The organism is Pseudomonas sp. SK (genome assembly GCF_012975065.1).
Lineage (GTDB): Bacteria > Pseudomonadota > Gammaproteobacteria > Pseudomonadales > Pseudomonadaceae > Aquipseudomonas > Aquipseudomonas anuradhapurensis.
Map to the genome: position 1 here is coordinate 4,477,889 of NZ_CP051857.1, position 25,159 is coordinate 4,503,047.

Sequence of the window (25,159 nt, forward strand, 5' to 3'; positions counted from 1 at the left end):
CTCAATCGTTGCTGAACTTGATCTGGATCGGCTGGCCAATCTGCTGAGCTTCGCCGGTCGCGCCCCGGTAGCCATTGACCACCTTCTCCAGCAACGGGCCATCGACGCCTGCGGCCGGCAGCTCGGTGCCCGGGTGGGCGGCAACCTCCTTGTCGGCAATCTGCTGGTAGTTGGTCTGGTAGACGCTGTAGCCCAGCGGGCCCACCCGGCCTGGGTCGTAGGTAATGCAACCGGACAACCCCGATACAAGCGCGCAACACACGATCATGGTTCTCATGCTGGTTTCTCCGATCAGTTCAGATCATGGCCAAAGTTGCCACCGCTGACCCCAAGGCTGACGGGGACCGCGCGACCGGGCTCGCTGCCCTTGGTCTTGCCAAGCAGGTAGAAGTCCAGGTCACTGGGTTCGACGAATTTCTCGGTGGGCAGGCGTACCGCCTTGGCATCCACGGGCTTGGCCAGGTGCGGTGTCACCAGGATCACCAGTTCGGTTTCACCGTTGATGAACGACTGGCTGCGGAACAGGTGGCCGAGCACCGGCAAATCCCCCAGCCCCGGGAACCGGCTGACGAAGTCACGGGTGTTTTCGCTGATCAGGCCGGCGATGGCGATGGTCTGGCCATTGCCCAGTTCGACCGTGGACTCGGCGCTGCGCTTGGTCAGCGACGGAATCAACTGGGCCACACTGTCGCCCAGGATGCTGCCGAGGCCGGTGTCGAGCACCAGCGAGTTGGCGTTGGAAAGCTCGCTCACCGAGACATTCAGGTTGAGGTTGATGCGGCCGGAATCGAGCACCACCGGCATGAACTTCACCCCGACCCCGAATTCCTTGTACTCGATGGTAATGCCATCGTCCTCGGTGATCGGCACCGGGAATTCGCCACCGGAAATGAACTCTGCCTGCTGGCCGCTCAGGGTGGTGAGGGTGGGTTCGGCCAGCACCTTGGCAGAACCATTGTCCTTGGACGCCTCCAGTACCACGTTGAACAGGAAGTCGTCGGACAGGAACTGGGCGAACAGGCCCTTGCCACCCCCAATCAGCGAACCGGGCGAAAGCACCGTGCCGCCACTGGGTGAAAGGCCGAGCCCCTGACCATTGTTGAAGCCACCACCGCTCCAGTTGCCGCCAAAGCCAAGGGCATTGAAGCGCACGTTGAGGTTCTTGATCAGGCTGCGCTGCATCTCGGCCACCTTGACCTCCAGCATCACCTGCTGGCCACCACCGACGCTGAGCAGGTTGATCACCTCCAGCGACTGGGCCGGTGCCGCTGCGGCAGCCTCGCCCTTGCCTTGCACCACGCTCGAGGTTTGCGCGGCATAGGTCTTGGCGATCTTCATCGCCGTGTCCATGGCCGCAGCGTTGCTCACCTGGCCGCGCAGCACCAGCGCGCCCTGGGCGCTGAACACCTCGATGTTCTCCGCGGGCAGCAGTTGATGCAGTTTGGTCTTGAGCCCGGTAAGGTCATGCACCACTTCCACATCGAAGGTCTCGATCAAGCGGTTGTTGGCGTCCCACAACAGCACGTTGGTAGTGCCCAGCGAGCGCCCGAGCAGGTAGAGCTGGGTCGGGCTGGTAATGAGGATGTCGGCAATTTCAGGGTTGCCGACCGAGATCTTCCTGACCGCGGTACGGCTGCTGATCGTACGCGACTTGAAGATCGGTACCTGAATCGCATTGCCACTGGCCGCCGGCAGGGAGCTGAATTCAGACCCAGAGCCTTCCGCCTGGGTAGCGCCAGCGATCAGCAACTGCATACCCAGCCCGCACAACAGGTACAGCCCTACTCTCTGCCAAGTGTTCATTCACGACTCCTTGCGAAGTGATCTTGTTCCCACCGAAGGTTAGCCACTGCATGCGCAACTGCTTTAAAACCTTGTTTTCGCTATTTCGACTTCAGTCCCGCGAATGATGGTGACCGCGCCACCGCCATTGCCGCGGTTCACCACCGGTTTCGGTTGCGCTCTGATCACTGGCGGCGCAGCCTTGGGTGGCTCGGCGGCGGCAATGACCGGAGCTGGTTTCTGCGCGTCCAGCGGGTTACGCAGGGCCAGTTGCAGTTTCCCTTCGGATTGCGCCTTGACCAGCACCTCTGCCTCTTTGGCCGTCATCTCCAGGGTCACGGCACGCACCACCACCGGTTGCGTCTTGTCGGTCCCTGCCGTCTGGTCCACGGCCAGTACCCGCAGGTTCTGCAGAATGGTCGTGGACTCGGCCTGGTTACTGCTGCCATCGCTCTGCCTGGTCGCCAGTACGTCGACCCGGTTACCCGGCAGGAGGAACCCGCCCACCCCGACCACATCGTCGACTCGCACCGAGATGGCCCGTTTTTCCGGGGCAATCAACGACGCCAGGGTACTGCCGCCCAAGTGCTCGGCGACGCGTGCGCTGCGCAGCACATCGCCGCGCAGCAGGGCGAAGGTGGCGATCTTGCCTTGCACCTTCTCGGTACTGTCGAAGGCATCGTCGGGCACGGTATCCTTGGGCATGCGCACCAAGGTGACCTGCTGGGCCTCGATCATCTGCCCGAACGGGATCTCCACCGTGGCGATCACCACGTTCTTCATGTTGTCATCCGGGGAGGCCTTGAGCCGCCCGTTCAGCCAGTTGTTGGCCATCAAGGCGGCGCCAAGCCCCAAGGTCAGGGAAACGGCAACCAGGATCAGCGTGCGGGCACTCATGTGTGCATCTCCTTATCCAAGGAAGTCGATCTGGACGAAGTAGTTTTGCCAGGCCCATTTCAGTTCCTGCGCCGACAACGGCCCCTCGCCGCCCAGGTAACGCTGGCGGTCGAGCGCCATGCTCAGCAGGTCGCGCGGGTGGCACGGCACCAGCGGTACGCCCTCGGCCTCGTAGAGGGCCTGCAGCGCGTAGCGCAACAGCGCCGGCTCGTAAGCCAGGCCCAGGCGCTCGCACTCCTGGCGCCAGATGCGCTCGTACTCATCGACCTTCAGGTAGCTGAACTGCAGCTTGTAGCCAATGCGCCGCAAAAAGGCCTCGTCGGCCAACTCCAGCGGATTGAGATTGGTGGAGAACACCAGCACCAGGTCGAACGGCAGTTCGCAATGGCGCCCGCCCCCCAGGTTGAGGAAGTCGCGCTTTTCTTCCATCGGCACGATCCAGCGATTGAGCAGCTCGGCCGGGGCCATGCGCTGGCGGCCCATGTCGTCGATGATGAACAGGCCATTGCTGGCCTTGAGCTGCAGGGAAGCCTGGTATTGGCGGCTCGCGGCGTCGAAGCGGATATCCAGTTGCTCCATGCCCAGTTCGCCGCCGGTGATGACGACCGGGCGCTTGCAGCGGACCAGCCGCCGATCGATACCTTCGTTGAGCAGCAGGCTGTTCTGTTGGCCCTCGTCCTCCAGCGGCTGATGCACCTGGGGGTCGAAGACCTCGATGACCGACTCGTTGATCTCGATGGCACGGGGGACCCAGATGGCTTCCCCGAACAGGCGAATCAGGCGGCTGCTGATGTAGGTCTTGCCAGTGCCAGCAGGGCCGTAAATCATGATGGCGCGCCCGGAGTTCAGCGCTACCCCCAGTTGATCGAGCATACCCTCCGCAAGCACCACGCCCGCGAAGGCGGTTTGCATGTCCTGGGTAGTGATGCAGCCATGGTGGACGGTCTGCAGCTTGAGCAGGTCACGGTAGGCATTTACCGGAAAAGGCGCCGCACCGATGTAACCACTGCGCGCCAGTGCATCACGGGCAGTACTGCGGCCGCGCTCGGTCAGGCCGAAGCGCAGCGCCTGCCCACCCGATTGCACACCGACCTGGCCCAGCACCTCGACGCGGCCTTCCTTGCGCAGGAAGGCCAACACTTCTTCCACCACCGCGCCGGTCAGCGCCAGCCGCTCCACCAGGCGCGACAGGTCCAGGGTACCGGCGTCGTGTAGGTGCTTGCACAGCAAATCACCGAGAAAGCTTTCGGCCAGGCCAGTCTCGCGAACCGTACGTGGCTGAGGTGCCAGGCTTTGCACTGCTTCCTTGGCGAAGGCGCAGGCACCACTGTCTCTGAGTGCATACATCGTTAGCCTCCCAGGCTATTGGCCAAGCGGTTGCCAGAAAAGGCTGACAAGGGTTCCGGACAGGATCGCGACTGAATAAGGAAAAGGCTTGCCTGCAACTTCATCGGCCGTCGGTGCAAAATAGGCCTGAGCCGTCAACACCAACCAATAGCGTTGCAAAGTCTGTTTCAACTGTCCGCGTATGAACACTATCGACATCCCACATACACCACCCGCAATCAGGCTAAGAAGTGCAGCCGAAAGTGCTTCATGTGGTGTAAGAAAAGTACCGACCATGGCCATCAACTTAACGTCGCCGGCGGCCATGCCCCCCAGCGCGTACATCGGAATAAACACGGTAAAACCTAGCAACATGCCCAGCACGCCATCACCCAGCCCGGCAAATCCCGCCGCGTGAACCTGGCCTGCCAACCCCAACCCCAGCCCCAACAAGATCAACAGGTTGGGAATGCGGTGGCTGCGAAGATCGCCAACCACCGCAATGCCCAACAGCCCTAGCAGCACGACAATGGCGGACAGAGACTCTGCTGACATTGCTGCATCCCCCTTGGGGCCTGGTGAAGAATTGATTCAAGGAGCAGGGGTACCGCCGAGGGCAGTAATCAATGCGTTGATCTTGGTCTTTACTGCGGTACCCAAGTTGGTGAAAGCCGTCACCAGAACGAGGGCGATCAACCCACCGGCTACTGCATATTCCACAACGGTCAGGCCGTCTTCGTCTTTGACAAACTTCGTGACCGAAGCCTTGATTGTTTGCAGAGTCATTTTCGCTCACCTCGCTAAGGACAATGTTGTTCTTCCCGGGCAGTGGCGGATTGCACTACCTGTGGAGAATCCTAGTCAGGGGCTGGGCATAGTCGTTAGGAGTTTTTTGCGAATCGCTAGGACTTTTTTGCGGCTTTTTGCCATCACCTGAAAACATGACAACGCCGGTGAAAACAAGCGGGAAAATGCTATGCGAGACGCGTTTACATATGCATTTGCTGACGATTCCGGACATGCATCGGCAATCCCCTGCAGTGCCGACAAACGGTAACCCGCTGCAAACATCAGGCATCTACCGGAGAGTGTCTGGAATCAGTGCCTTAACCAACACATAGAACTGAACGAAAAAAATTGAACTAGCCTGATAACCAATCGTTCGGCAGGCCAATCGTCTATTGTCGATACTTCAGCACGTAGGGAAACCCGCCAGGAGCAGGTTAAGCATGATGTCTAACTTGGGCAGAAAGCCGCTATTGCTGTGGTTCGATCTGACCCGCGATCGATCCACCGAAGCATTGATGGCGCAATTCAGCCATGTCTGCGATTGCAAGCTGGCAAAAACGGTCACGGCTGCCGAGCGCCAGCAGGCAGACATGATCTGCATGCATTTCGATCGCCCCGACACGCTCAACCTCAACCTGCTGCTGGAAGTGAAGCGCAACTCCCCTTCCGTCCCGATTACCATGTTCACCGTGCAGCACTCCGAAGAGCTGGCGGTCTGGGCCATGCGTTCACGCGTCTGGGAGTACCTGGTGCTGCCGCTGACCGGCAGCGAGATGAGTCGTTACCTCGATGTGCTGAAACAGCTTTGCGAGGTCCGTCGTGTCGCCAACCGTCAGGACAATGCGCAGCAGATCGACCATCTGCCGTCCCTGCCAGACAGCATTCGCCTGACCAACGAACACCACAAGCACAAGGCGCTCGGCAAGGTCATGCCCTACATCGACCAGCATTTTCGCGAATGCATCGACCAGAAGGACCTCGCCCAGCGCTGCGGCATGACCACGGCTCGCTTCAGTCGCCTGTTCAAGGAGGTCAACGGGCTTGGTTTTGTCGAATACATCCTGAGCAAGCGCATGAACCTGGCCATGGACCTGCTTGCCAACAGCCAGATGCCCATCACCAGCATCGGCTATGAGGCCGGCTTCAAGGACCCGTCCTACTTCGCCCGCGCCTTCAAGCAGTTCACCAACTGCACCCCCAGCGAGTATCGCCAGGCCAGCCAGCTCGGCGGCGTGGCCAGCGAAGCCGATCCGTTGAAGAGCGCATTGGCGCGGGTACTGGAAAACGCCTTGCCAACCAGTGCGGCGTTTCACAAGAACCGCTGATGGATCATGCCCCGGGCAGCAAACCGTCCGCCCGCAACAGTGTCTCCAGGCAATGCTCCTGCACCCCATAGAACGCCTTGAGCTGCGCGATCTTTTCCAGCAATGCGCTGTTGTCCGCCACCTGCCGCCGTTTCACCGCAAGGATCATCTTGTTCTTGTTGGTGTGCTCCAGCGAGATGAACTCGAACACCTTGGTTTCGTAGCCACAGGCTTCCAGGTACAGCGCGCGCAGGCTGTCGGTGAGCATTTCGGCCTGCTGGCCCAGGTGCAGGCCATACTGCAGCATCGGTTGCAGCAACCCCGGGCTGTGCAGCTGCGGGCGGATCTGCTTGTGGCAACACGGCGAGCACATGATGATCGCGGCGTTGCAGCGGATGCCGGTGTGGATGGCGTAGTCGGTGGCTATGTCGCAGGCATGCAGGGCGATCATCACTTCGATGGCCGCCGGCACCACGCTGCGTACATCACCACACTGGAATACCAGGCCCGGATGTTCCAGGCGCGAGGCCGCGGCGTTGCACAGGTCGACCATGTCCTGGCGCAGTTCGACGCCGGTAACCTCGGCATCGCGGCCGAGGCTGTTGCGCAGGTAATCGTGCATGGCGAAGGTCAGGTAGCCCTTGCCCGAACCGAAATCGGCCACCCGCAACGCCTGCTGCGCCGTTACCGGGGCGCCGGCCAGGGCGTGGTCGAACACCTCGATGAACTTGTTGATCTGCTTCCACTTGCGCGACATGGACGGGATCAGCGCGCCTTGCGCATCGGTCACGCCCAGATCGCGCAGGAACGGTCGCGACAGCTCCAGGTAGCGCTTTTTCTCACGGTCATGGCCACTGCTGTCGGCCGCCTCGCGCGGTGCCTGGGCGCCGTGGCGCTGGAGCATGGGCTTGCCCTTCTTGCTGAAGGTCAGCTGCACTTCGCCGTCGGCGTCGAACAAGTGGGCGTTGCGAAAGCTGTCCGGCAACAGTTCGGCGACCAGCGCCTGGGCCTGCTCCAGCGCCAGGTTACGGGTGATGTCGCGGGTCTGGTGGCGATAGACCAGCGACAGGCACGCCTGGCCCTTGACCTGCAGCGGCTTGGCAATGATCCGTTGCAAGGTCTGGTCGGCACCGACATGCCGCGCCAGCACCAGCTTGACCAAGGTATTGCCCTGCAGGGCGGTGTTCAGCAGGTCGAGAAACTGGGCGCGGGCATCCGGCGCGGCGGGGGCGGCGGGGGCGGAAGAACGGGCGGACATAGGAAAGCGGTGCCTCGGATAGCGGGAAGCGCAGGGCGCAATCTGCGCATTCTACAGGGGGGCGCCGATCCTGTGGGAGCGGGCTTGCCCGCGAATAGCAGCAGATCCGCTGCCATGCACCGCGTTGCCGGCTTCGCGGCGCGCCCGCCCCCACGGTGAAGACGCGGTCGGCCGGCAAACTGCCAATCAGTCGAGGATCACCAGGCGGTTGGGCAACTCGTTACGCGCATGGGTAGGCGGCACGTGCTTGCTGAGCAGCTCGCCGCATGCCTCGATGCACTCGACAAAGCCCTGCAAGGTCCGCCCCTGGCGCACCTGCTCGGCAAGCCGGGCGACGATGACCGCGCGGGCCCTGGCATCCAGGCAGTGCTCGATACCGCGGTCGACCAGGATCTCGACATGCCGCTCCGCCTCGCAGACGAAGATCAGCACCCCGGTGGCGCCAGCCGTACGCTGCAGGTTCTGTTCGCGAAACTGCTGCCGGGCCAGGCGCGACGCGCGCCAGCGGCGCAGCGCCCGGGGGATCAGCCAGGCGGCCAGGCGCGGCTGGCGCAGCAGCAGGCACAAGCCGACAAACAGCAACACATTGGCCACCAGCAAGCCGCGCCCACCGGGCCAGCCCAGCAGCCAATGCAACAGGCCCGGCACCAGCAGTGCCAGCAGCGCAGCGCAGAACAACGGCCAGTAGGCGTAGTCGTCGGCACGCCGGGCCAGCACCGTGACCAGCTCGGCATCGGTGCGCTGCTCGGCGCGGGCAATGGCTTCGGCAACCTGGCGCTGGTGGTATTCGTCGAGGGGGGTCATGCCGTCGGTCTCTTTAGCGTTCTTATAGTTGTTTTCCCGGCATTCGGGGCTTCGTCCGCTGGCGACAGATTCAGGCATAATCCGCCGCAGGAAGAAAAGCCCGCAAATCGTACAACAATAGCCGCCTGAAAACTTCGGCCGCGCGCGTATCACCGTCGATACGGCAGAGGCCCCAAAAATGGAATTGATGATGAAACTGTCTTTGCTGGGCCTGGCCATGGGCCTGGCCAGCCAGGCGGCCCTCGCCGCCCCCTCCGCTCCACCCCTGCAGGACAAGCAGGCGTTCATCGACCATCTGATCAGCCAGATGACCGAAGCCGAGAAAATCGGCCAGCTGCGCCTGATCAGCATCGGCCCGGAGATGCCCAAGGACAAGATCCGCGAGGAAATTGCCGCCGGCCGCATCGGTGGTACCTTCAACTCGCGCACCGCACCCGAGAACCGCCCGATGCAGGACGCGGCGATGCGCAGCCGGCTGAAGATCCCGATGTTCTTCGCCTACGACACCGTGCATGGCGAACGCACGATTTTCCCGATCGGCCTGGGCATGGCCGCGACCTGGGACATGGACGCCGTGGCCAAGGTCGGTCGTACTGCCGCCATCGAAGCGGCGGCCGACGCCCTGGACATGACCTTCGCGCCGATGGTCGACATCGCCCGCGACCCGCGCTGGGGCCGCACCAGTGAAGGCTTTGGCGAAGACACCTACCTGACCTCGAAGATCGGCCAGGTGATGGTCCGCTCGTTCCAGGGCAGCAGCCCGGCCAACCCCGACAGCATCATGGCCATCGTCAAGCACTTCGCCCTGTACGGCGCGGTGGAAGGCGGGCGCGACTACAACACGGTCGATATGAGCCTGCCGAAGATGTACAACGATTACCTGCCGCCCTACCGCGCCGCGCTGGACGCCGGTGCCGGCGGGGTGATGGTGGCGCTGAACTCGATCAACGGTGTACCGGCCACCTCCAACACCTGGCTGATGAATGACCTGCTGCGCAAGGAGTGGGGCTTCAAGGGTGTCACCATCAGCGACCACGGCGCCATCCAGGAGCTGATCCGCCACGGCGTCGCCCGCGACGGTCGCGAAGCCGCCAAGCTGGCGATCAAGGCCGGCATCGACATGAGCATGAACGACACCCTGTACGGCCAAGAGCTGCCAGGCTTGCTGAAGTCCGGCGAAGTGACCCAGCGCGAACTGGACCAGGCGGTGCGCGAAGTGCTGGGCGCCAAGTACGACATGGGCCTGTTCAAGGACCCGTACGTGCGTATCGGCAAGGCCGAAAGCGACCTCAAGGACTATTACGGCAACGATCGCCTGCACCGCGAAGCCGCGCGTGACGTGGCGCGTCGCAGCCTGGTACTGCTGGAAAACCGCAACCAGACCCTGCCGCTGAAAAAGGCCGGCACCATTGCCCTGGTCGGCCCACTGGCCGATGCGCCGATCGACATGATGGGCAGCTGGGCAGCCGACGGCCAACCCAAGCATTCGGTGACCGTACGCGAAGGCCTGCGCCGCGCCGTCGAGGGCAAGGCCAAACTGGTCTACGCCAAGGGTTCCAACGTCACCGGCAACAAGGCGATGTTCGATTACCTGAACTTCCTCAACTTCGATGCGCCCGAGATCGTCGACGACCCGCGCCCGCCTGCGGTGCTGATCGACGAGGCGGTGAAGGCGGCCAAGCAGGCCGATGTGGTGGTGGCGGTGGTCGGCGAATCGCGCGGCATGTCCCACGAGTCGTCGAGCCGCACCACCCTGGAAATCCCGGCCAGCCAGCGTGAGCTGATCAAGGCCCTGAAGGCTACCGGCAAGCCACTGGTGCTGGTGCTGATGAACGGCCGCCCGCTGTCGATCAGCTGGGAGCGCGAGCAAGCCGATGCCATTCTCGAAACCTGGTTCGCCGGTACCGAAGGTGGCAATGCGATTGCCGACGTGCTGTTCGGCGACTACAACCCGTCCGGCAAGCTGGCCATCACCTTCCCGCGCTCGGTCGGGCAGATCCCGATGTACTACAACCACACCCGCATCGGTCGCCCCTTCACCCCGGGCAAACCAGGCAACTACACCTCGCAGTACTTCGAGGAACCCAACGGCCCGCTGTATCCGTTCGGTTACGGCCTGAGCTACAGCAGCTTCGAGCTGTCGGGCCTGAAGCTGTCGAGCAAGGACCTCAAGCGTGGCGACACGCTGCAGGCCCAGGTGACGGTGAAGAACACCGGCAAGGTGGCCGGCGAGACCGTGGTGCAGCTGTACCTGCAGGATGTGTCGGCGTCGATGAGCCGGCCGGTCAAGGAGCTGAAGAACTTCCAGAAACTCATGCTCAAGCCGGGTGAGTCGCGCACCTTGAGCTTCCGCATCAGCGAGGAAGACCTGAAGTTCTACAATGGCCAGCTGCAGCGGCTGGCCGAACCGGGCGAGTTCAATGTCCAGGTGGGCCTGGACTCCCAGGCGGTACAGCAGCAGAGTTTCGAACTGCTGTAACTGAAGGCTGCCTGTGCCGGCCTTCCAGCGGGTAAAACGCTCCCACGGGTTCACTGCAAACTGACAGGCTGTGCAGTTCCAGTGGGAGCGGCTTCACCCGCGAAGAAGCCGGCCCCGATATCCCAATCAACCGGATCCGCCTCCCATGCCGTTTTCCTTTCGCGCCCTGCGTCTGGGCCTGATCACCCTGCTGATCGTGCTGGGCACCGCCCTCAGCGCCGGCTGGGCCATGCACCAGGCCAAGCGCCAGGCCATGGCAGACGATGCGCGGCGCGCCAGCCAGCAGCTGGGCCTGTACGCCAACACGCTGCACACGCTGATTGACCGTTACCGCGCCCTGCCCGCCGTGCTGGCGCTGGACCCGGAGCTGATCGCCGCCTTGCAGGGCCCGGTCAGCGAACCGCTGCAACACGCCCTGAACCGCAAGCTCGAGCGCATCAACGGCGCAGCCAATTCCTCGACCCTCGAGCTGCTCGACCGCAACGGCCTGGCCATCGCCGCCAGCAACTGGCGCCTGCCCAGCAGCTACGTGGGCTCCAACTATGGCTTCCGGCCCTATTTCAAGCAGGCGCGCAGCCAAGGCAGTGGCCGCTTCTATGCCGTCGGGGTAACCAGCGGGGTACCAGGCTATTTCCTCGCCAGTGCCGTGAACGACGAGCACGGCCAGTTTCTCGGCGCGATGGTGGTGAAGCTGGAGTTTCCCGAACTGGAACGCGAGTGGCGCCAGGGCAGCGACATCCTGCTGGTCAGCGACGCCCGCGGCATCACCTTCATCGCCAACCAGGACGGCTGGCGCTACCGCGAGCTGCAACCGCTCAGTGGCGCCGACCGCGCCGAACTGGCGGAAACCCGTCAATACGACAAGCACCCGCTGGTGCCGCTACAGCACGAGGTGCTGACCCGCTTTGCCGAAAACAGCACGCTCAGCCGTGTGCACGGCCCGGCCGGCACTGGCGAATACCTGTGGGAAAGCCTGCCGCTGGGCAGTGAAGCCTGGACCTTGCACCTGCTGCGCAAGCCGCAGGTCGTGGCCGACGGCCGTAATGCGGCCCTGGCCGCCGCCGCCGTGTGGCTGAGCCTGGTGTTCGCCGCACTGTTCCTCAGCCAGCGCCTGCGCCTGGCCCGCCTGCGCCAGCGCAGCCGCGAAGAGCTCAAGCGCCAGGTCGAGGAACGCACCCGCGAACTGCGCACGGCCCAGGAGGGCCTGGTACAGTCGGCCAAGCTGGCCGCGCTGGGGCAGATGTCGGCGGCCATGGCCCACGAGATCAACCAGCCACTGACCACCCAGCGCATGCAACTGGAAACCCTGCGCCTGCTGCTTGATCATGGCCGCTACGACGAAGCGCGCCAGGCCCTGGAGCCATTGGAGCAGATGCTCACGCGCATGGCCGCGCTCACCGGCCACCTGAAAACCTTCGCCCGCAACAGCCCGGTCGGCCTGCGCGAGCGCCTCGACCTGGCCACCGTGGTCGACCAGGCCCTGCACCTGCTGGAACCGCGCATACGCAGCGAAGCGGTGGAAGTGGCGCTGTACCTGGCACGCCCGGCCTGGGTCCGCGGTGATGCCATTCGCCTGGAGCAGGTGCTGATCAACCTGCTGCGCAATGCGCTCGACGCCATGGCCGACAAGCGCTACAAACGCCTGGAGATCCGCATCGAACCCGACGGCGAGCTATGGCGCCTGAGCGTGCTGGATTCGGGGGGCGGCATTGACCAGGCCAACCTGGCCAAGGTGTTCGACCCGTTCTTCACCACCAAGCCGGTCGGCGAAGGCCTGGGGCTGGGCCTGGCCATTTCCTATGGCATCGTCCACGAGGCCGGTGGCCAGCTGCAGGCCGAAAACCTGCCCGGCGGCGCGCGCCTCAGCCTTACCCTGCCCCGTGACCTGGAGCCTGTATGTTGAATTCGGTGATCGTTGTCGATGATGAAGCCAGTATCCGTACGGCGGTCGAGCAATGGCTGAGCCTGTCCGGCTTCAGCGTGCAGCTGTTCGCCCGCGCCGAAGAATGCCTGGCCCACCTGCCCCGGCATTTCCCCGGGGTGATCATCAGCGACGTGCGCATGCCTGGCATGGATGGCCTGCAACTGCTCGAACGTCTGCAAACGGATGACCCCGACCTGCCGGTGATCCTCCTGACCGGGCACGGCGACGTGCCCATGGCGGTGGAAGCCATGCGCAGCGGCGCCTACGACTTCCTGGAAAAACCCTTTACCCCGCAGCACCTGCTGGGCAGCCTGCGCCGGGCCCTGGAGAAGCGCCAACTGGTGCTGGAAAACCGCAAGCTGCACCAGCAGGCCGATCTCAAGTCTCGCCTGGAAGATACGCTGCTTGGGATGTCCCAGGGCCTGCAACAGCTGCGTCGGCAAGTGCTGGACCTGGCCAGCCTGCCGGTGAATGTGCTGATCCGTGGCGAAACCGGCAGCGGCAAGGAGCGTGTGGCCCGCTGCCTGCACGATTTTGGCCCGCGCGCGGGCAAACCGTTCGTCGCCCTCAACTGCGCGGCGATCCCCGAATCGCTGTTCGAGGCCGAGCTGTTCGGCCATGAGAGCGGCGCCTTTACCGGCGCCCAGGGCAAACGCATCGGCAAGCTGGAATATGCCAACGGTGGCACGGTGTTCCTCGACGAGATCGAGAGCATGCCACTGGCACAACAGGCCAAGCTGTTGCGGGTGATCCAGGAACAGAAGCTGGAGCGGCTGGGGGCCAACCAGAGCATTGCCGTCGACCTGCGCATCATTGCCGCGACCAAGCCCGACCTGCTCGAAGAAGCCCGCGCCGGGCGTTTTCGTGAAGACCTCGCCTACCGCCTAAACGTGGCCGAGCTGCGCCTGGCGCCGCTGCGTGAACGGCGAGAGGATATTCCACTGCTGTTCGAGCACTTTGCCCGCGCCGCCGCGGAAAAGCTCGGCCGTGCGGCAGCGCCCCTGTCGGGCAGCCAGCTGGCACAGCTGCTGGTGCATGATTGGCCGGGCAACGTGCGCGAACTGGCCAACGCGGCGGAACGCCACGCCCTGGGGCTGGGCTCGCCGGACCTTGAGGTAGCACCGACCGGGCAGTCGCTGAGCGGGCAGATGGAGGCGTTCGAGGCGCAATGCCTGCGGGCGGCGCTGCGCCAACATGGGGGTGAAATCAAGGCGGTGATGGAAGCCTTGCAACTGCCTCGGCGTACGCTTAACGAGAAGATGCAGCGGCACGGGTTGGTCCGCGAAGACTTTATCGAGCGCGAATGAGCGGAAATCCGCTTATCAGGCTCGGCGAATAAGCAAAAAACCGCTCATAGGGAGAGTTTTTGCGGGCTGTGTTGCAGCCCTTCGCGGGCACGCCCGCTCCCACAAGGAAACACCACACGCCAGGTTTCACGCGGCCCCTGTGGGAGCGGGCGTGCCCGCGAAGGGCGCAAGGCGCCCCCCTTCTGGATCACCCTGCCCCCATCTGGCACACCTTCTGCAATTGCCTGTGCAAGCTGCGCCTCGGCGCGCTCCACAAAAACAACGAGAAGGTATCCCTGATGGATAACGCCACCACCCTGCCCGCCGGGGCGGCCACTGCGCCCGCCGCGGAAAAAACCACCGCCAGCCGCCTGAAGTCGATCTTCAGCGGGTCCATCGGCAACATGGTCGAATGGTACGACTGGTACGTCTACGCAGCATTCTCGCTGTACTTCGCCAAAGCCTTCTTCCCGGCCGGCGACTCCACCGCACAACTGCTCAACACCGCCGCGATCTTCGCCGTGGGCTTCCTCATGCGCCCGATCGGTGGCTGGCTGATGGGCCTGTACGCCGACCGCAAAGGCCGCAAGGCCGCGCTGATGGCCTCGGTGCTGCTGATGTGTGCCGGCTCCCTGGTCATCGCCCTGACCCCGGGCTACGAAACCATCGGCGTCGCCGCGCCGATCCTGCTGGTCATCGCCCGCCTGATGCAGGGCCTGTCGGTGGGCGGTGAGTACGGCACCTCGGCCACCTACCTCAGCGAAATGGCCAGCAAGGACCGCCGTGGCTTCTTCTCCAGCTTCCAGTATGTGACGCTGATCTCCGGCCAGCTGATTGCCCTGGCGGTACTGATCGTCCTGCAACAGACCCTGACCACCGAGCAGCTGTATGCCTGGGGCTGGCGCGTACCCTTCGTGATCGGTGCGCTGTGCGCCGTGGTGGCCCTGTACCTGCGTCGCGGCATGGAAGAAACCGCCTCCTTCACCAAGAAGGAAAAGGCCAAGGAAAGCCTGATGCGCACCCTGCTGCGCCATCCCAAGGAACTGCTGACCGTGGTCGGCCTGACCATGGGCGGCACCCTGGCGTTCTACACCTACACCACCTACATGCAGAAGTACCTGGTCAACACCGTGGGCATGAGCATCAGCGACTCGACCACCATCTCGGCCGCCACGCTGTTCCTGTTCATGTGCCTGCAGCCGGTAATCGGTGGCCTGTCCGACAAGATCGGCCGTCGTCCGATCCTGATCGCCTTCGGGGTACTCGGTACCCTGTTCACCGTACCGATCCTCAGCACCCTGCACACCATCCAGACCTGGTGGGGCGCGTTCTTCCTGATCATGGCCGCGCTGATCATCGTCAGCGGCTACACCTCGATCAACGCCGTGGTCAAGGCCGAGCTGTTCCCCACCGAAATCCGCGCCCTGGGCGTGGGCCTGCCGTACGCCCTGACCGTGTCGATCTTCGGCGGCACTGCCGAGTACGTGGCCCTGTGGTTCAAGAGCATTGGCATGGAAAGCGGCTTCTACTGGTATGTCACCGCCTGCATCGCCTGCTCGCTGCTGGTATACGCAACCATGAAGGACACCAAGCAGCACTCGCGGATTACTACCGAGTAACCGTATGAGGGTACCGAAATGAACAAGGGCGCACCGTTTTCGGGGCGCCCTTTTCATTGGGTCATTCAATACGCAGCTCTAGCCCCCAACCGGTCAGGACATCTCCAATGCCGGACGCGGTTCACGGCGCTGGTACCAGGTGGCCATCAGCACCAGTATCAGCAACACCCCGCCCAACACCGCCGAAGAACCGACCGTGCCGAAGCCGAGGCCGCCCTTTGCATGCGATTTGGTGAGGAAATCACCCAGCGTTGCACCGAACGGGCGGGTGAGCACGAACGCCACCCAGAACAGCACCACAGCGGGGATCCGCGTCCAGTAGCGGGCCACCACCACCAGGGCGATAGTGCTGCCGATCAGCAAGGCGCCGCCGGCAAAACCAAGCCCCGAGTCGTCTGCCAGGTAATCGCCCAAGGCGGTGCCCAAGGTGTTGGAAAACAGTATCGCCACCCAGTAGAACAGCTCGCCCGCTCGGTTCTTGATGCGGGTGACGTCCAGTGGGTTGCCACTCAGGCGCCAGGCCAGGAAGGTCAGCAGCAAAATACCGATGAGCAGGGCCGAACCCGCGGCATAACCCAGGCCGAGCGTGCGGTCCATGAAGTCGGACATGGTAGTACCGGCGGTGCTGGTGGAGAGGATCACCAGCCAGTACAGCAGTGGGTGGTAACGGCGCGAATACAGCTGGCCAAGCAAGGTCAGCAGAAACACGCTGATTAGCAGCAGCGAGCTGAGTGCATAGCCGATGTTCAACGTCATCGACAGCAAGTCACCCGCGGTTTCCCCAAGCGTGGTAGCGCAGATCTTCATGACCCAGAAGGCCAAGGTGATTTGCGGAAGTTTGTTCATTATTGTGCCGCTCCTTATGAAATGCGGCGATGGTGCTGAGCAGCGTCTGAAAAATCGGTTGGTGATAAATGAAAAATGCGTTCATCGGTCATTCATGACTTATTTTTCATTCTTAACACCCTATTAATTCCTCCCCTCCAAGCTGCAATGGCTGGTAATCGATTGCCTGTGTGAAACAGGGGATCTCGGGTAGCACCACGCCAGGGATCAGCGATAGACGCACACAGACACATCGAGAAAATAGATTCTTAAGCGCTATTTTTTGCGCTTTTTAATCTAATTAATCGGCGTAGTATCAAACCCATAGAAACAAACAACCTTCAAACCCACTGGAGCAACGACCATGAAAAACAAACTGATCCTGACCCTGGCCCTCTCGGTTTTCGCTGCTGGTGCTTTCGCTGAAGATGGCTACAGCCGCACCAAGGCCAACACCTTCACAGCGGTACAGAGCCAAGCCGCTACCTACGCTGAAGATGGTTTCGACCGCACTGGCAGCCAACGCTTCGCCGAAGACGGCTACGACCGTACCGGTGGCCAGCGCTTCGCCGAAGATGGTTTCGACCGCACCGGTGGCCAGCGCTTCGCCGAAGATGGCTTCGACCGCACCGGTGGCCAGCGCTTCGCCGAAGATGGTTTCGACCGCACCGGTGGCCAGCGCTTCGCCGAAGATGGCTTCGACCGCACCGGTAGCCAGCGCTTCGCTGAAGATGGTTTCGACCGCACCGGTAGCCAGCGCTTCGCTGAAGATGGTTTCGACCGCACCGGTGGCCAGCGCTTCGCTGAAGATGGTTTCGACCGCACCGACGCCCACCGCATCAGCTGATCTACTGATGCGCGCTACCAGCCCGGCTTCGGCCGGGCTTGATCATTTGCAGGCGGACACAGGCTTGGCACACTAGGCGTCTTGTCCACCAGGAGGTAGGGCCTGCAAGCCCAGCACAGATGTACTACTACGAACCTGCCAAAGGCCACGGCCTGCCCCACGACCCATTCAACGCCATCGTCGGCCCCCGCCCTATCGGCTGGATCTCTTCACAGGACCGCGAAGGCCGCCTGAACCTGGCGCCCTACAGCTTTTTCAACGCCTTCAACTACATTCCACCGATCATCGGTTTCTGCAGCGTCGGGCGCAAAGACAGCCTGAACAACATCGAGCAGACCGGCGAATTCGTCTGGAACCTGGCCACCCGCCCGTTGGCCGCGCAAATGAACCAGAGCTGTGCGCCGGTTGCCGCCGAGGTCAACGAACTCGAATTGAGCGGCCTCACCGCCACGCCGTCGCGCATCGTCAGCGTGCCGCGCGTCGGCGAAACGCCAGTGGCCTTCGAGTGCAAGGTCAGCCAGATCGTCCAGCTCAAGCGGGCCGACCAGGAACTGGTGCCCAGCTGGCTGATCCTCGGTGAAGTAGTGGCGGTGCACATTGCCGAGCACCTGTTGAACAACGGCATCTACGATACCGCTGCCGCCGAACCGATCCTGCGTGGCGGTGGCCCGGCGGACTATTTCGAACTGGGCAACCTGTTCAAGATGGCCCGGCCACCGGCCTGATCACCAGATCAGTTCACCTTCATCGCTGACGCCCTGCAGGCGTTGCAGCTCGGCCGTGGCCGCCTCGTCGGCGGCCACGGCGCCCTTGAACACCTGGCCTTCGAGCACCTTGTGAAAGCGCGGCGCGCCGCCCATGCCCAGGGCCTTGACCGCAATCGCAGCGTTGTAACCGCCGCCTTCCACCGGGACCATCGCCGAAACCGCTTCGAAATGCGGGAATTCTCTACGTGCCATTGTCGCTATACGCCTGGTTGATCGAGGGCCGGCATTTTACCTTATTCGGCTGTACCGGCCCTATTGCCAGCAAGCCTGCTCGCACCGATACACCGCTCTGCAGTGCCATGATGCCCCTGCGGGAGCCGGCGTGCCGGCGGTAGGCCCTGTACAGGCATTACCTCAATCAAAAGTATGCAGGTCCAGGCTGCTGACTACCTGAGCCTGCACCAGCTCACCAAACACCTCCAGCGTCGGCGAAGCAAAGTACCCGCTCATTGCCTGCTGGTCCTGCCAGCTACCACTGAGCAGCCACAGGTCGCTATCGGCCTGCGACCGCTGGACGGTGAAACTCAGGCAACCCGGTGCCCGCAGCGAGGGTTCGAGCAGGTCACGCAGGCGTGCGCCCAGTTCTGCCGAGCGCCCGCTGCTGGCACGGATGAAAGCAAGGTGGGTGACCGGTCGTGTCGGGGTCATTGCACAATCTCCTTGAAGCAGGCGGACGGAAAAGCCAGGCTGCCAAGGTTAGGCGCTGCCCCACGCGACTCGTTAGGCCAATACTGCCTGGCGATTGCCTGATCCTGCAGCGCGGCAGGATCAGGCAATCGGCGTGCAGCTTTCGACTAGCGCCGGCCATTGCCCAAACCTATGCTGCGTCGGTCAGCAGAGGAAAGCCATCATGACCATCGCCACGTCCATCGACCCCACCCTGGAACTGCAACGCCAGGAGCTGGCCGAGCTGATCAGCCGCCACGCCGGTGAGCCCTATGGCCCGGCCTCGGCCATCGATGACCTGTACCTGGTGCGCTATACCGAGAATGTCCGCTCGGTGCCGACCCTGGCGCAACCCGCCCTGTGCATCCTTGCCCAAGGCAGCAAGAGCCTGTTCCTCGGCGATGAACAGTACGCCTACGACCCGCTGCACTACATGGTGGTTTCAGTGACCTTGCCACTGAGCGGCGTGCGGCTCGATGCCAGCCCCGAGCACCCCAGCCTGGGCCTGCGCCTGGACCTGGACCCAGCCGAGATCAGCCAGCTGATTGCCGAAAGCGGGCCGATGCTGGTGCCCAACCGGCCCTCGGGGCGTGGCCTGTACGTGGAACGAACCGACGCCGCCTTGCTCGACGCCCTGCTGCGGCTGATTCGCCTGCTGGACACGCCGCGCGACATCGCCATGCTGGCGCCGCTGTTTCGCCGAGAGATTCTTTATCGCCTGTTGCGAGGCCCGCAGGGCTACCGGTTGTATGAAATCGCCCTGGCCAACAGCCAGACCCACCGGGTTTGCCAGGCCATCACCTGGCTCAACCAGAACTACCAGTTGCCGTTGCGCATCGAGGACCTGGCACGGGTGGTCAACCTCAGTACCTCGACCTTGCACCACCGATTCAAGGCCGTGACCTCGATGAGCCCGTTGCAGTACCAGAAGCAGCTGCGCTTGCAGGAGGCGCGGCGGTTGATGCTGAACGACGGGCTCGAGGCGGCGGTGGCAGCCTATCGGGTCGGCTACGAAAGCCCGTCGCAATTCAGCCGGGAATACAGCCGGCTGTATGGTGCGCCACCGATTCGCGATGTGGCGCGGTTGCGAGCCACGGCCGGCTGAGTGCGGTGTTACCGCTAAGCGGCCGGTACAGGCAACAATGGTTGCTCAAGCCAACACGGCCGCCTGCCACTGGTTCTGGTCAACCTGGATCAGGGTCGGCCCGTTGCGCTCCACCGCCAGCATCAGCGCCGCCTGCAGCTGTGCCACATCGGCCACATGTTCCGCCGCGGCCCCCAGTGCCCGCGCCACGCCAAGGAAATCCGGGGTATGGATATCCACCCCGACCGGCTCGATGGCACGGTTGACCATGTATTTCTTGATCTCCTCGTACCCCTGGTTATTCCACAGCAGCACGACCAGCGGAACCTGCGCCTCCACTGCGCTGGCCAACTCTGGCAAGGTGAACTGCAAACCACCGTCCCCGATCAGGCACACCGCAGGCGCACGCTCGCCAAGCTGCTCGGCGCTGCCCAACCAGGCGCCCATGGCCGCCGGCAAGGCATAACCCAAGGTGCCGTAGCCGGTCGAAGCATTGAACCAGCGGCGTGGCTGGTCCATGTCCAGGGTCAGGTTGCCGGTGTAGACCGGTTGGGTCGAATCGCCCACCAGAACGGCATTCGGCAAACATTCGAGGATCGCTTGCAACAGACGCGTCTGGCTCAAGGTTGGCTGGTCCCAACCGGCCGCCAGCGCCTGGCGCAGGTTGGCCACGCGGGCAGCCCCCCAGGTGCTTTCGCGCACGGGCTGCGGTTGCGCCTGCAAGGCGCCGAGCAACGCCTCGGCCGCCAGTTCGGCGTCAGCCACCAGCGCCAGCTCGGGCAGGTAGTTACGCACGGTCTGGTCCGGGTCGATGTCGATGCGCAGCAGGCTGCCCGGGATCGCGAAGCCACCCTTGAAGGTCACGTCATAATCGGTTTCGGCCAGCTCGGTGCCAATAGCCAACACCACGTCAGCCTCGGCCACCAGTGCCCGCGTGGCTGGCAGTGACTGGGTCGAGCCGATCTGCAGCGGGTGGCAGGACGGCAGCAAGCCCTTGGCATTGATGGTCAGTGCCACCGGGGCCTGCAAGTGTTCGGCCAGGCGCGCCAGCGCAGCACCCGCAGCCAGCGCGCCGCCCCCGGCGAGGATCAGTGGCCGCCGTGCATTGGCCAGGCGCTCGGCCATCTGTGCCACCGCCTGCGGCGCTGCCCCTGCCCGGCTGCCACGCACCGCACGCCCGGGCAGCAAGTGCTCGGCCGGCTCGACCAGCACATCGAGCGGGATCTCGATATGCACCGGCCGCGGCCGGGCCCCGTCGAACACGGCGAAGGCCCGCGCCAGCACCTGTGGCAGGTCGTCGGCACTCATCAAGGTGTGGGAAAACGCCGCTACCCCCGCCACCAGCGCCGCCTGGTTCGGCAGCTCGTGCAGCTTGCCGCGGCCACCGCCCAATTGGTTGCGGGACTGCACGCTGGAAATGACCAGCATCGGAATCGAGTCGGCATAGGCCTGGCCCATGGCGGTGGTGATGTTGGTCATGCCCGGGCCGGTGATGATGAAGCACACCCCGGGCTTGCCACGGGTACGCGCATAGCCGTCAGCCATGAACCCGGCACCCTGTTCATGGCGCGGGGTGATATGGCGGATGGTCGACCCCGCCAGGCCGCGGTACAGCTCCACGGTATGTACGCCAGGGATGCCGAAGACATGGTCCACGCCATAGCCTTCAAGGAGTTTGACCAAAACTTCGCCGCAGGTTGCCATTGGGGTCCACCGTGAATCTTGTTGGGTTATGGCGTTATTGGACCTAACCCGCGGCTACTCTCACAATGCAAAAAAACGCATACTAGCCATGTCCTGGGATCATGGCTGAGCACAATGAAACGCCTTCCGCCGCTGCCTGCGCTGCACACCTTTCTGGTCACCGCCCAGCACTGCAATTTCACCCGCGCCGGGCAGCAGTTGCACATTACCCAAGGTGCCGTCAGCCGGCAGATTGCAGCCCTCGAGGAGCACCTGGGTTATGCCCTGTTCCAGCGTCAGGCGCGCGGGCTGAGCCTGACGCGCGAGGGCCAGGACTGGCTGCCACGGGTGCAACAGGTATTCGCGCTGATCGAACAAGGGGTGCGGGAGGTGGGTGGGCGCAGCGCCACCTTGCAGCTCAAGGCGCCAACCTGCGTGATGCGCTGGCTGCTACCGCGCCTGATGGAATGGCAGGCGCTACGCCCGGATGTGCCGGTGGAACTGACCACCACGGTGCAGCATGGGGTGGACTTGCGTCGCGAGGGCTTCGATGCGGCGGTGGTCTATGGCGATGCACCGAACCAGGGGCTGCGCGTGCGCAAGCTGTTCGACGAGCAGCTGACGCCGGTCTGTGCGCCCTCGCTGCGCAACGGGCCGCTGCCGCTGCAGCAGGTTGAAGATCTGGCCCGGCACATGCTGCTGCACCCGTCGCGGGATGAGCACGACTGGCGGCTGTGGTTGCAGGCGGCCGGGGTGACGTTGGCCAGTCAGGGGCCGAAACAGCATTTCGAGACCCTGGACATGGCGATGGCCATGGCCGCACAGGGCACCGGCGTGGCCATTGGCGACTGGTCGCTGATCGGCGATGACTTGCGCGGAGGGCGCCTGTGCATGCCGTTTGCGCTCAAGGTAATGACCGGCAAGGGGTATTACCTGGTGAGCCAGGCCAAGGGCTTGCCACCGGGGTTGGTGGAACTGCTGAATTGGCTGGAACGCCAGGCCGGTCTGTGACGACCAAGCATTGCGCGGGTTTCAGCACCCGTGACCTAGGCTCTGTACGAAAAGCCTTGATACTTGTTCATGCTGCGTTGAAAACAGCCTCGGAATGCTCATGTACTCCAGTACACTCCGCTTCCTCGGCTGTTTTCGCCTTGCCTGACCTGCGTCTCAAGACTTTTCATACAGAGCCTGGCAGGGGAAGCGGGTTTACCCGCGCATGGGGCCGCTCAATAGCCGACTGTGAAGCGCTGCCGCGAATGCTGCGGCTTTTCCAGTTCGTCGAGCATGGCTATCGCGTAATCGGCAAAGCTGATCCAACTCCGGCCGTCGGCACCGATCAGCAGGTGGTCCTTGCCCTGCGTGTAATGCCCGCTGCGCTCACCCTCGACGAACTCCGCCGACGGCGACAGGAAGGTCCAGTCGAGGTTCGGCTCCCGTTGCAACACCTGCAGAAAATGCGCCCCGGCCGCCGCCTCGGCCTTGTACGCCTCCGGGAAGTCCGGGCTGTCGATCACCCGGTGCCCCGAGGGCAGCAACAGGCTGCCGGCCCCGCCCACCACCAGCAGGCGCCGGACCCCGGCCCGCTTGACCGGCTCGATGATGGCGTGCGGCTCGATGGTCGCGAAGTGCGCCGCGCTCAATACGGCATCCATCCCGGCTACCGCCGCTTGCAAGGCTGCGCTGTCCTTGACGTCAAGCGCCTTGACGGTCACCCCGTCACGCCCCTGCAAGCGCGAAGGGTCACGGGCGATGGCCAGCACACTGTGGCCACGGCGCAGGGCTTCTTCCAGCAACTGGCTGCCAGCACGGCCAGTGGCACCAATAATCGCGATCTTCATGGGATACTCTCCATCCAGTAAGGAACTACCACTTCATCTCACCCTTGGCGACCTTGGCCCCCAACACCAGCGAACTCTCATCGGCCAGGCCTGGGTAACGTTGCTTCATCGCCTCGATCAACGCCCCGGCATCTTTCGCCTTGGCGGTCTCGGCAGCGAAATCACCAATGTAGTTCGCCGTGAACTGCACGGCCTGCAGCGACCGGCTGCTGTCCCCCAGGTAGTGCCCGGGGATGACCGTGCGCGGCGCCAGCGCTTCGATATGCGCCAGGGTGGCGAGCCAGTCAGCCTGCGATTTGGCCGATGCGGTATCGGCCATCCACACATGGATGTGCTCGGATACCACCACGCCACCGACCACCGCCTTGATCGACGGGATCCATACGAAACTGCGGTCGGGTTGCGGGCCGTCCAGGCCAACCACCTCGAGGGCCTGGCCCTCCAGCATCAGCCGGTCGCCGTCGAGCACCTGCGGCAGCACCAGCCGCACCGGCTTGTTCGCGCCCATCTGCGGCCCCCAGTAGGCCAGCTTGGCCGCCATGGTCTGGCGGATATGGGCAACCGTGGCGGCCGAGGCCAGTACCTTGGCGTCGGGGAAGGCCCGGGTCAGGGTATCCAGGCCAAAGTAGTAGTCCGGGTCACCATGGCTGATGTAGATGCTGGTCAGGTGCTTGCCGCCAGCCCGCAAACGCTGCACCAGCTGCTCGGCCTGGGCCTTGCCGAACTGGGCATCGACCAGCACGGCGTCATGTTCGCCGCTGATGATCACTGAGCTGACCGGGAAGATCGCTGCATGGCCTGGGTTGTAGACCTCCAGCTGCAAGGGCTCGGCAGCCAGCGCCGGGCCGGCCAGGGTAACGCAGGCCAGTAGCAGGCCACGCAAGGTGGTGGAAAGAGGCATTGGGAACGCTCGTCAGATGAACAATGCCCAACAGCTTAGTTGCCCGATCCATGCCAAAAAATGCGATCCTCGCACATAGTTTGTTTCTGAAATCGGGCAGATCATGGACCGCCTCAACGCCATGCGTGTTTTCGTCACCGTCGTCGACCTCGGCAGCCAGTCAGCGGCGGCGGATCATCTGCAGCTTTCCCGGCCAGTGGTGTCGCGCTACCTGGCAGAGCTGGAAGACTGGGTTGGCGCGCGGTTGATGCAGCGCACCACGCGCAGGCTCAGCCTCACTGCCGCCGGCCAGGAAACCCTGCCCCGTTGCCGGCAACTGCTGGAACTGGCTGGCGACCTGCAAGCCGCGGTGCAGCAACCGGATGACGCCCCCAGAGGCGCGCTGCGCATCAGCGTAAGCACCTCGTTCGGCCAGGCCCAGCTGGTGGATGCGGTCGCTGCCTACGTTCGGCGCTACCCGGGAGTGAAGGTGGAGCTGCAAATGCTCGATCGCACGGTCAACCTGGTGGACGAACGCATCGACCTGGCGATCCGCACCAGCAACGACCTGGACCCCAACCTGATCGCCCGGCGCCTGAGCGTGTGCCGCTCGGCAGTCTGCGCGGCACCGGCCTACCTGCGCGAACACGGCACGCCGCAACGGGTCGAGGACCTGAGCCGGCATAATTGCCTCACTCATGCCTATTTCGGCCACAGCTTGTGGCATTTCGAGGTGGCCGGGCAGCCGGTCGCCGTGCCCGTGGCAGGGAATATCAGCGCCAACGAGGCGATGACCCTGCAGAAGGCGGCGCTGGCCGGCGCCGGCATCGCCATGCTGCCGACCTATCAGGCCGCCGAGGCGCTGCGCCGGGGCGAGCTGGTGCGCCTGCTGCCCGAGGCAAAGCCGCGCGAGCTGAACCTGAATGCGGTGTACACCTCGCGCAAACACATGCCGGCGACCTTGCGCAGCATGCTGGACTTCCTGGTGCAGCGGTTCAGCGACGAACCGGAGTGGGACAGGGACCTGTGACGCCGGTGCAGGAGCGGCCTCGTGTCGCGAAAGGACCGCAAAGCGGTCCCAGGATCCTGTTCAAAACCCAA

Annotated in this window: 23 protein-coding genes and 1 pseudogene; 10 read left to right on the forward strand and 14 right to left on the reverse strand. The window is 63.6% G+C overall.

What is annotated here, in order from left to right; translation table 11 throughout:
- Nucleotide 1 precedes the first annotated feature (1 nt).
- From HG549_RS20465 to HG549_RS20490, 6 genes are all read right to left on the reverse strand, one after another.
- Nucleotides 2-277, reverse strand: coding sequence for a hypothetical protein (locus tag HG549_RS20465; RefSeq protein WP_170032140.1), 276 nt, complete (start codon nucleotides 275-277; stop codon nucleotides 2-4).
- Between the two features lie 14 nt (nucleotides 278-291).
- Nucleotides 292-1,803, reverse strand: a complete 1,512-nt coding sequence (locus HG549_RS20470) for a type II and III secretion system protein family protein (protein ID WP_256665980.1) — start codon at nucleotides 1,801-1,803, stop codon at nucleotides 292-294.
- A gap of 63 nt (nucleotides 1,804-1,866) precedes the next feature.
- Nucleotides 1,867-2,679 (reverse strand): Flp pilus assembly protein CpaB, encoded by an 813-nt coding sequence (gene cpaB, locus HG549_RS20475; RefSeq protein WP_170032143.1) that lies wholly within the window; start codon nucleotides 2,677-2,679, stop codon nucleotides 1,867-1,869.
- A 12-nt stretch (nucleotides 2,680-2,691) separates the two neighbouring features.
- The gene (locus tag HG549_RS20480) at nucleotides 2,692-4,026 is read right to left on the reverse strand and encodes an AAA family ATPase (protein ID WP_170032146.1); all 1,335 of its coding nucleotides are present in this window, start codon (nucleotides 4,024-4,026) and stop codon (nucleotides 2,692-2,694) included.
- A 15-nt stretch (nucleotides 4,027-4,041) separates the two neighbouring features.
- A complete protein-coding gene (locus tag HG549_RS20485) occupies nucleotides 4,042-4,560 on the reverse strand; it encodes a prepilin peptidase (RefSeq protein ID WP_170032149.1) in 519 nt (172 codons plus the stop codon).
- A gap of 36 nt (nucleotides 4,561-4,596) precedes the next feature.
- Nucleotides 4,597-4,791, reverse strand: a complete 195-nt coding sequence (locus HG549_RS20490; protein WP_170032152.1) for a Flp family type IVb pilin — start codon at nucleotides 4,789-4,791, stop codon at nucleotides 4,597-4,599.
- A gap of 443 nt (nucleotides 4,792-5,234) precedes the next feature.
- Between HG549_RS20490 and HG549_RS20495 the strand changes: the two genes are divergently transcribed.
- Nucleotides 5,235-6,119 carry a DNA-binding response regulator gene (locus HG549_RS20495; RefSeq protein ID WP_170032154.1) on the forward strand — a complete coding sequence of 295 codons (885 nt, stop codon included), beginning with the start codon at nucleotides 5,235-5,237 and terminating at the stop codon, nucleotides 6,117-6,119.
- Between the two features lie 4 nt (nucleotides 6,120-6,123).
- Here the strand turns inward: HG549_RS20495 and HG549_RS20500 are convergent, their stop codons facing one another.
- Nucleotides 6,124-7,356 carry an SAM-dependent methyltransferase gene (locus tag HG549_RS20500; RefSeq protein ID WP_170032156.1) on the reverse strand — a complete coding sequence of 411 codons (1,233 nt, stop codon included), beginning with the start codon at nucleotides 7,354-7,356 and terminating at the stop codon, nucleotides 6,124-6,126.
- Between the two features lie 186 nt (nucleotides 7,357-7,542).
- Nucleotides 7,543-8,160 (reverse strand): TPM domain-containing protein, encoded by a 618-nt coding sequence (locus HG549_RS20505; RefSeq protein WP_170032158.1) that lies wholly within the window; start codon nucleotides 8,158-8,160, stop codon nucleotides 7,543-7,545.
- Between the two features lie 187 nt (nucleotides 8,161-8,347).
- On the opposite strand from HG549_RS20505, the gene bglX reads away from it, so the two are divergent.
- The 4 genes from bglX (at nucleotide 8,348) to HG549_RS20525 (ending at nucleotide 15,468) form a co-directional block, all read left to right on the forward strand.
- The gene (bglX, locus tag HG549_RS20510) at nucleotides 8,348-10,639 is read left to right on the forward strand and encodes a beta-glucosidase BglX (RefSeq protein ID WP_170032160.1); all 2,292 of its coding nucleotides are present in this window, start codon (nucleotides 8,348-8,350) and stop codon (nucleotides 10,637-10,639) included.
- 145 nt (nucleotides 10,640-10,784) lie between these two features.
- On the forward strand, nucleotides 10,785-12,542 hold the full coding sequence (locus HG549_RS20515) for an ATP-binding protein (RefSeq protein WP_170032162.1): 1,758 nt from the start codon (nucleotides 10,785-10,787) through the stop codon (nucleotides 12,540-12,542).
- Nucleotides 12,536-13,870, forward strand: coding sequence for a sigma-54 dependent transcriptional regulator (locus HG549_RS20520; RefSeq protein WP_170032164.1), 1,335 nt, complete (start codon nucleotides 12,536-12,538; stop codon nucleotides 13,868-13,870). The genes HG549_RS20515 and HG549_RS20520 overlap by 7 nt, the downstream gene beginning before the upstream one ends.
- Before the next feature lie 278 nt (nucleotides 13,871-14,148).
- Nucleotides 14,149-15,468, forward strand: coding sequence for an MFS transporter (locus tag HG549_RS20525; protein WP_170032166.1), 1,320 nt, complete (start codon nucleotides 14,149-14,151; stop codon nucleotides 15,466-15,468).
- Nucleotides 15,469-15,561: 93 nt separating this feature from the next.
- Here HG549_RS20525 and HG549_RS20530 read toward each other — a convergent pair whose 3' ends face one another.
- Entirely contained in the window at nucleotides 15,562-16,314 is a 753-nt protein-coding gene (locus HG549_RS20530; protein WP_170032169.1) for a hypothetical protein, read from the reverse strand.
- Between the two features lie 343 nt (nucleotides 16,315-16,657).
- On the opposite strand from HG549_RS20530, the pseudogene HG549_RS26155 reads away from it, so the two are divergent.
- Both HG549_RS26155 and HG549_RS20540 read left to right on the forward strand, forming a co-directional pair.
- Nucleotides 16,658-17,020, forward strand: a pseudogene (locus HG549_RS26155) (heme utilization protein); the annotation flags it as partial.
- 239 nt (nucleotides 17,021-17,259) lie between these two features.
- Nucleotides 17,260-17,865: a flavin reductase family protein gene (locus tag HG549_RS20540; protein ID WP_170032175.1), complete on the forward strand. Its 606-nt coding sequence runs from the start codon at nucleotides 17,260-17,262 to the stop codon at nucleotides 17,863-17,865.
- Here the strand turns inward: HG549_RS20540 and HG549_RS20545 are convergent, their stop codons facing one another.
- Nucleotides 17,866-18,099, reverse strand: coding sequence for a hypothetical protein (locus tag HG549_RS20545; protein ID WP_170032178.1), 234 nt, complete (start codon nucleotides 18,097-18,099; stop codon nucleotides 17,866-17,868). It lies immediately after the preceding gene.
- A gap of 162 nt (nucleotides 18,100-18,261) precedes the next feature.
- Nucleotides 18,262-18,555: a putative quinol monooxygenase gene (locus HG549_RS20550; protein ID WP_170032181.1), complete on the reverse strand. Its 294-nt coding sequence runs from the start codon at nucleotides 18,553-18,555 to the stop codon at nucleotides 18,262-18,264.
- A 202-nt stretch (nucleotides 18,556-18,757) separates the two neighbouring features.
- Between HG549_RS20550 and HG549_RS20555 the strand changes: the two genes are divergently transcribed.
- Nucleotides 18,758-19,678, forward strand: a complete 921-nt coding sequence (locus HG549_RS20555) for an AraC family transcriptional regulator (RefSeq protein WP_170032184.1) — start codon at nucleotides 18,758-18,760, stop codon at nucleotides 19,676-19,678.
- Between the two features lie 45 nt (nucleotides 19,679-19,723).
- Here the strand turns inward: HG549_RS20555 and HG549_RS20560 are convergent, their stop codons facing one another.
- Nucleotides 19,724-21,361: a 5-guanidino-2-oxopentanoate decarboxylase gene (locus HG549_RS20560; protein WP_170032187.1), complete on the reverse strand. Its 1,638-nt coding sequence runs from the start codon at nucleotides 21,359-21,361 to the stop codon at nucleotides 19,724-19,726.
- A 114-nt stretch (nucleotides 21,362-21,475) separates the two neighbouring features.
- Here HG549_RS20560 and HG549_RS20565 point away from each other — a divergent pair, with 114 nt between their 5' ends.
- Nucleotides 21,476-22,351, forward strand: coding sequence for a LysR substrate-binding domain-containing protein (locus HG549_RS20565; RefSeq protein ID WP_170032190.1), 876 nt, complete (start codon nucleotides 21,476-21,478; stop codon nucleotides 22,349-22,351).
- A gap of 215 nt (nucleotides 22,352-22,566) precedes the next feature.
- Here the strand turns inward: HG549_RS20565 and HG549_RS20570 are convergent, their stop codons facing one another.
- Complete coding sequence (locus HG549_RS20570; protein ID WP_170032193.1) at nucleotides 22,567-23,178, reverse strand: NAD(P)-dependent oxidoreductase; 612 nt, start codon at nucleotides 23,176-23,178, stop codon at nucleotides 22,567-22,569.
- Between the two features lie 25 nt (nucleotides 23,179-23,203).
- Nucleotides 23,204-24,079 carry an MBL fold metallo-hydrolase gene (locus HG549_RS20575; RefSeq protein ID WP_170032196.1) on the reverse strand — a complete coding sequence of 292 codons (876 nt, stop codon included), beginning with the start codon at nucleotides 24,077-24,079 and terminating at the stop codon, nucleotides 23,204-23,206.
- 103 nt (nucleotides 24,080-24,182) lie between these two features.
- Here HG549_RS20575 and HG549_RS20580 point away from each other — a divergent pair, with 103 nt between their 5' ends.
- Complete coding sequence (locus HG549_RS20580) at nucleotides 24,183-25,088, forward strand: LysR family transcriptional regulator (RefSeq protein WP_170032199.1); 906 nt, start codon at nucleotides 24,183-24,185, stop codon at nucleotides 25,086-25,088.
- Nucleotides 25,089-25,159: the final 71 nt, after the last annotated feature.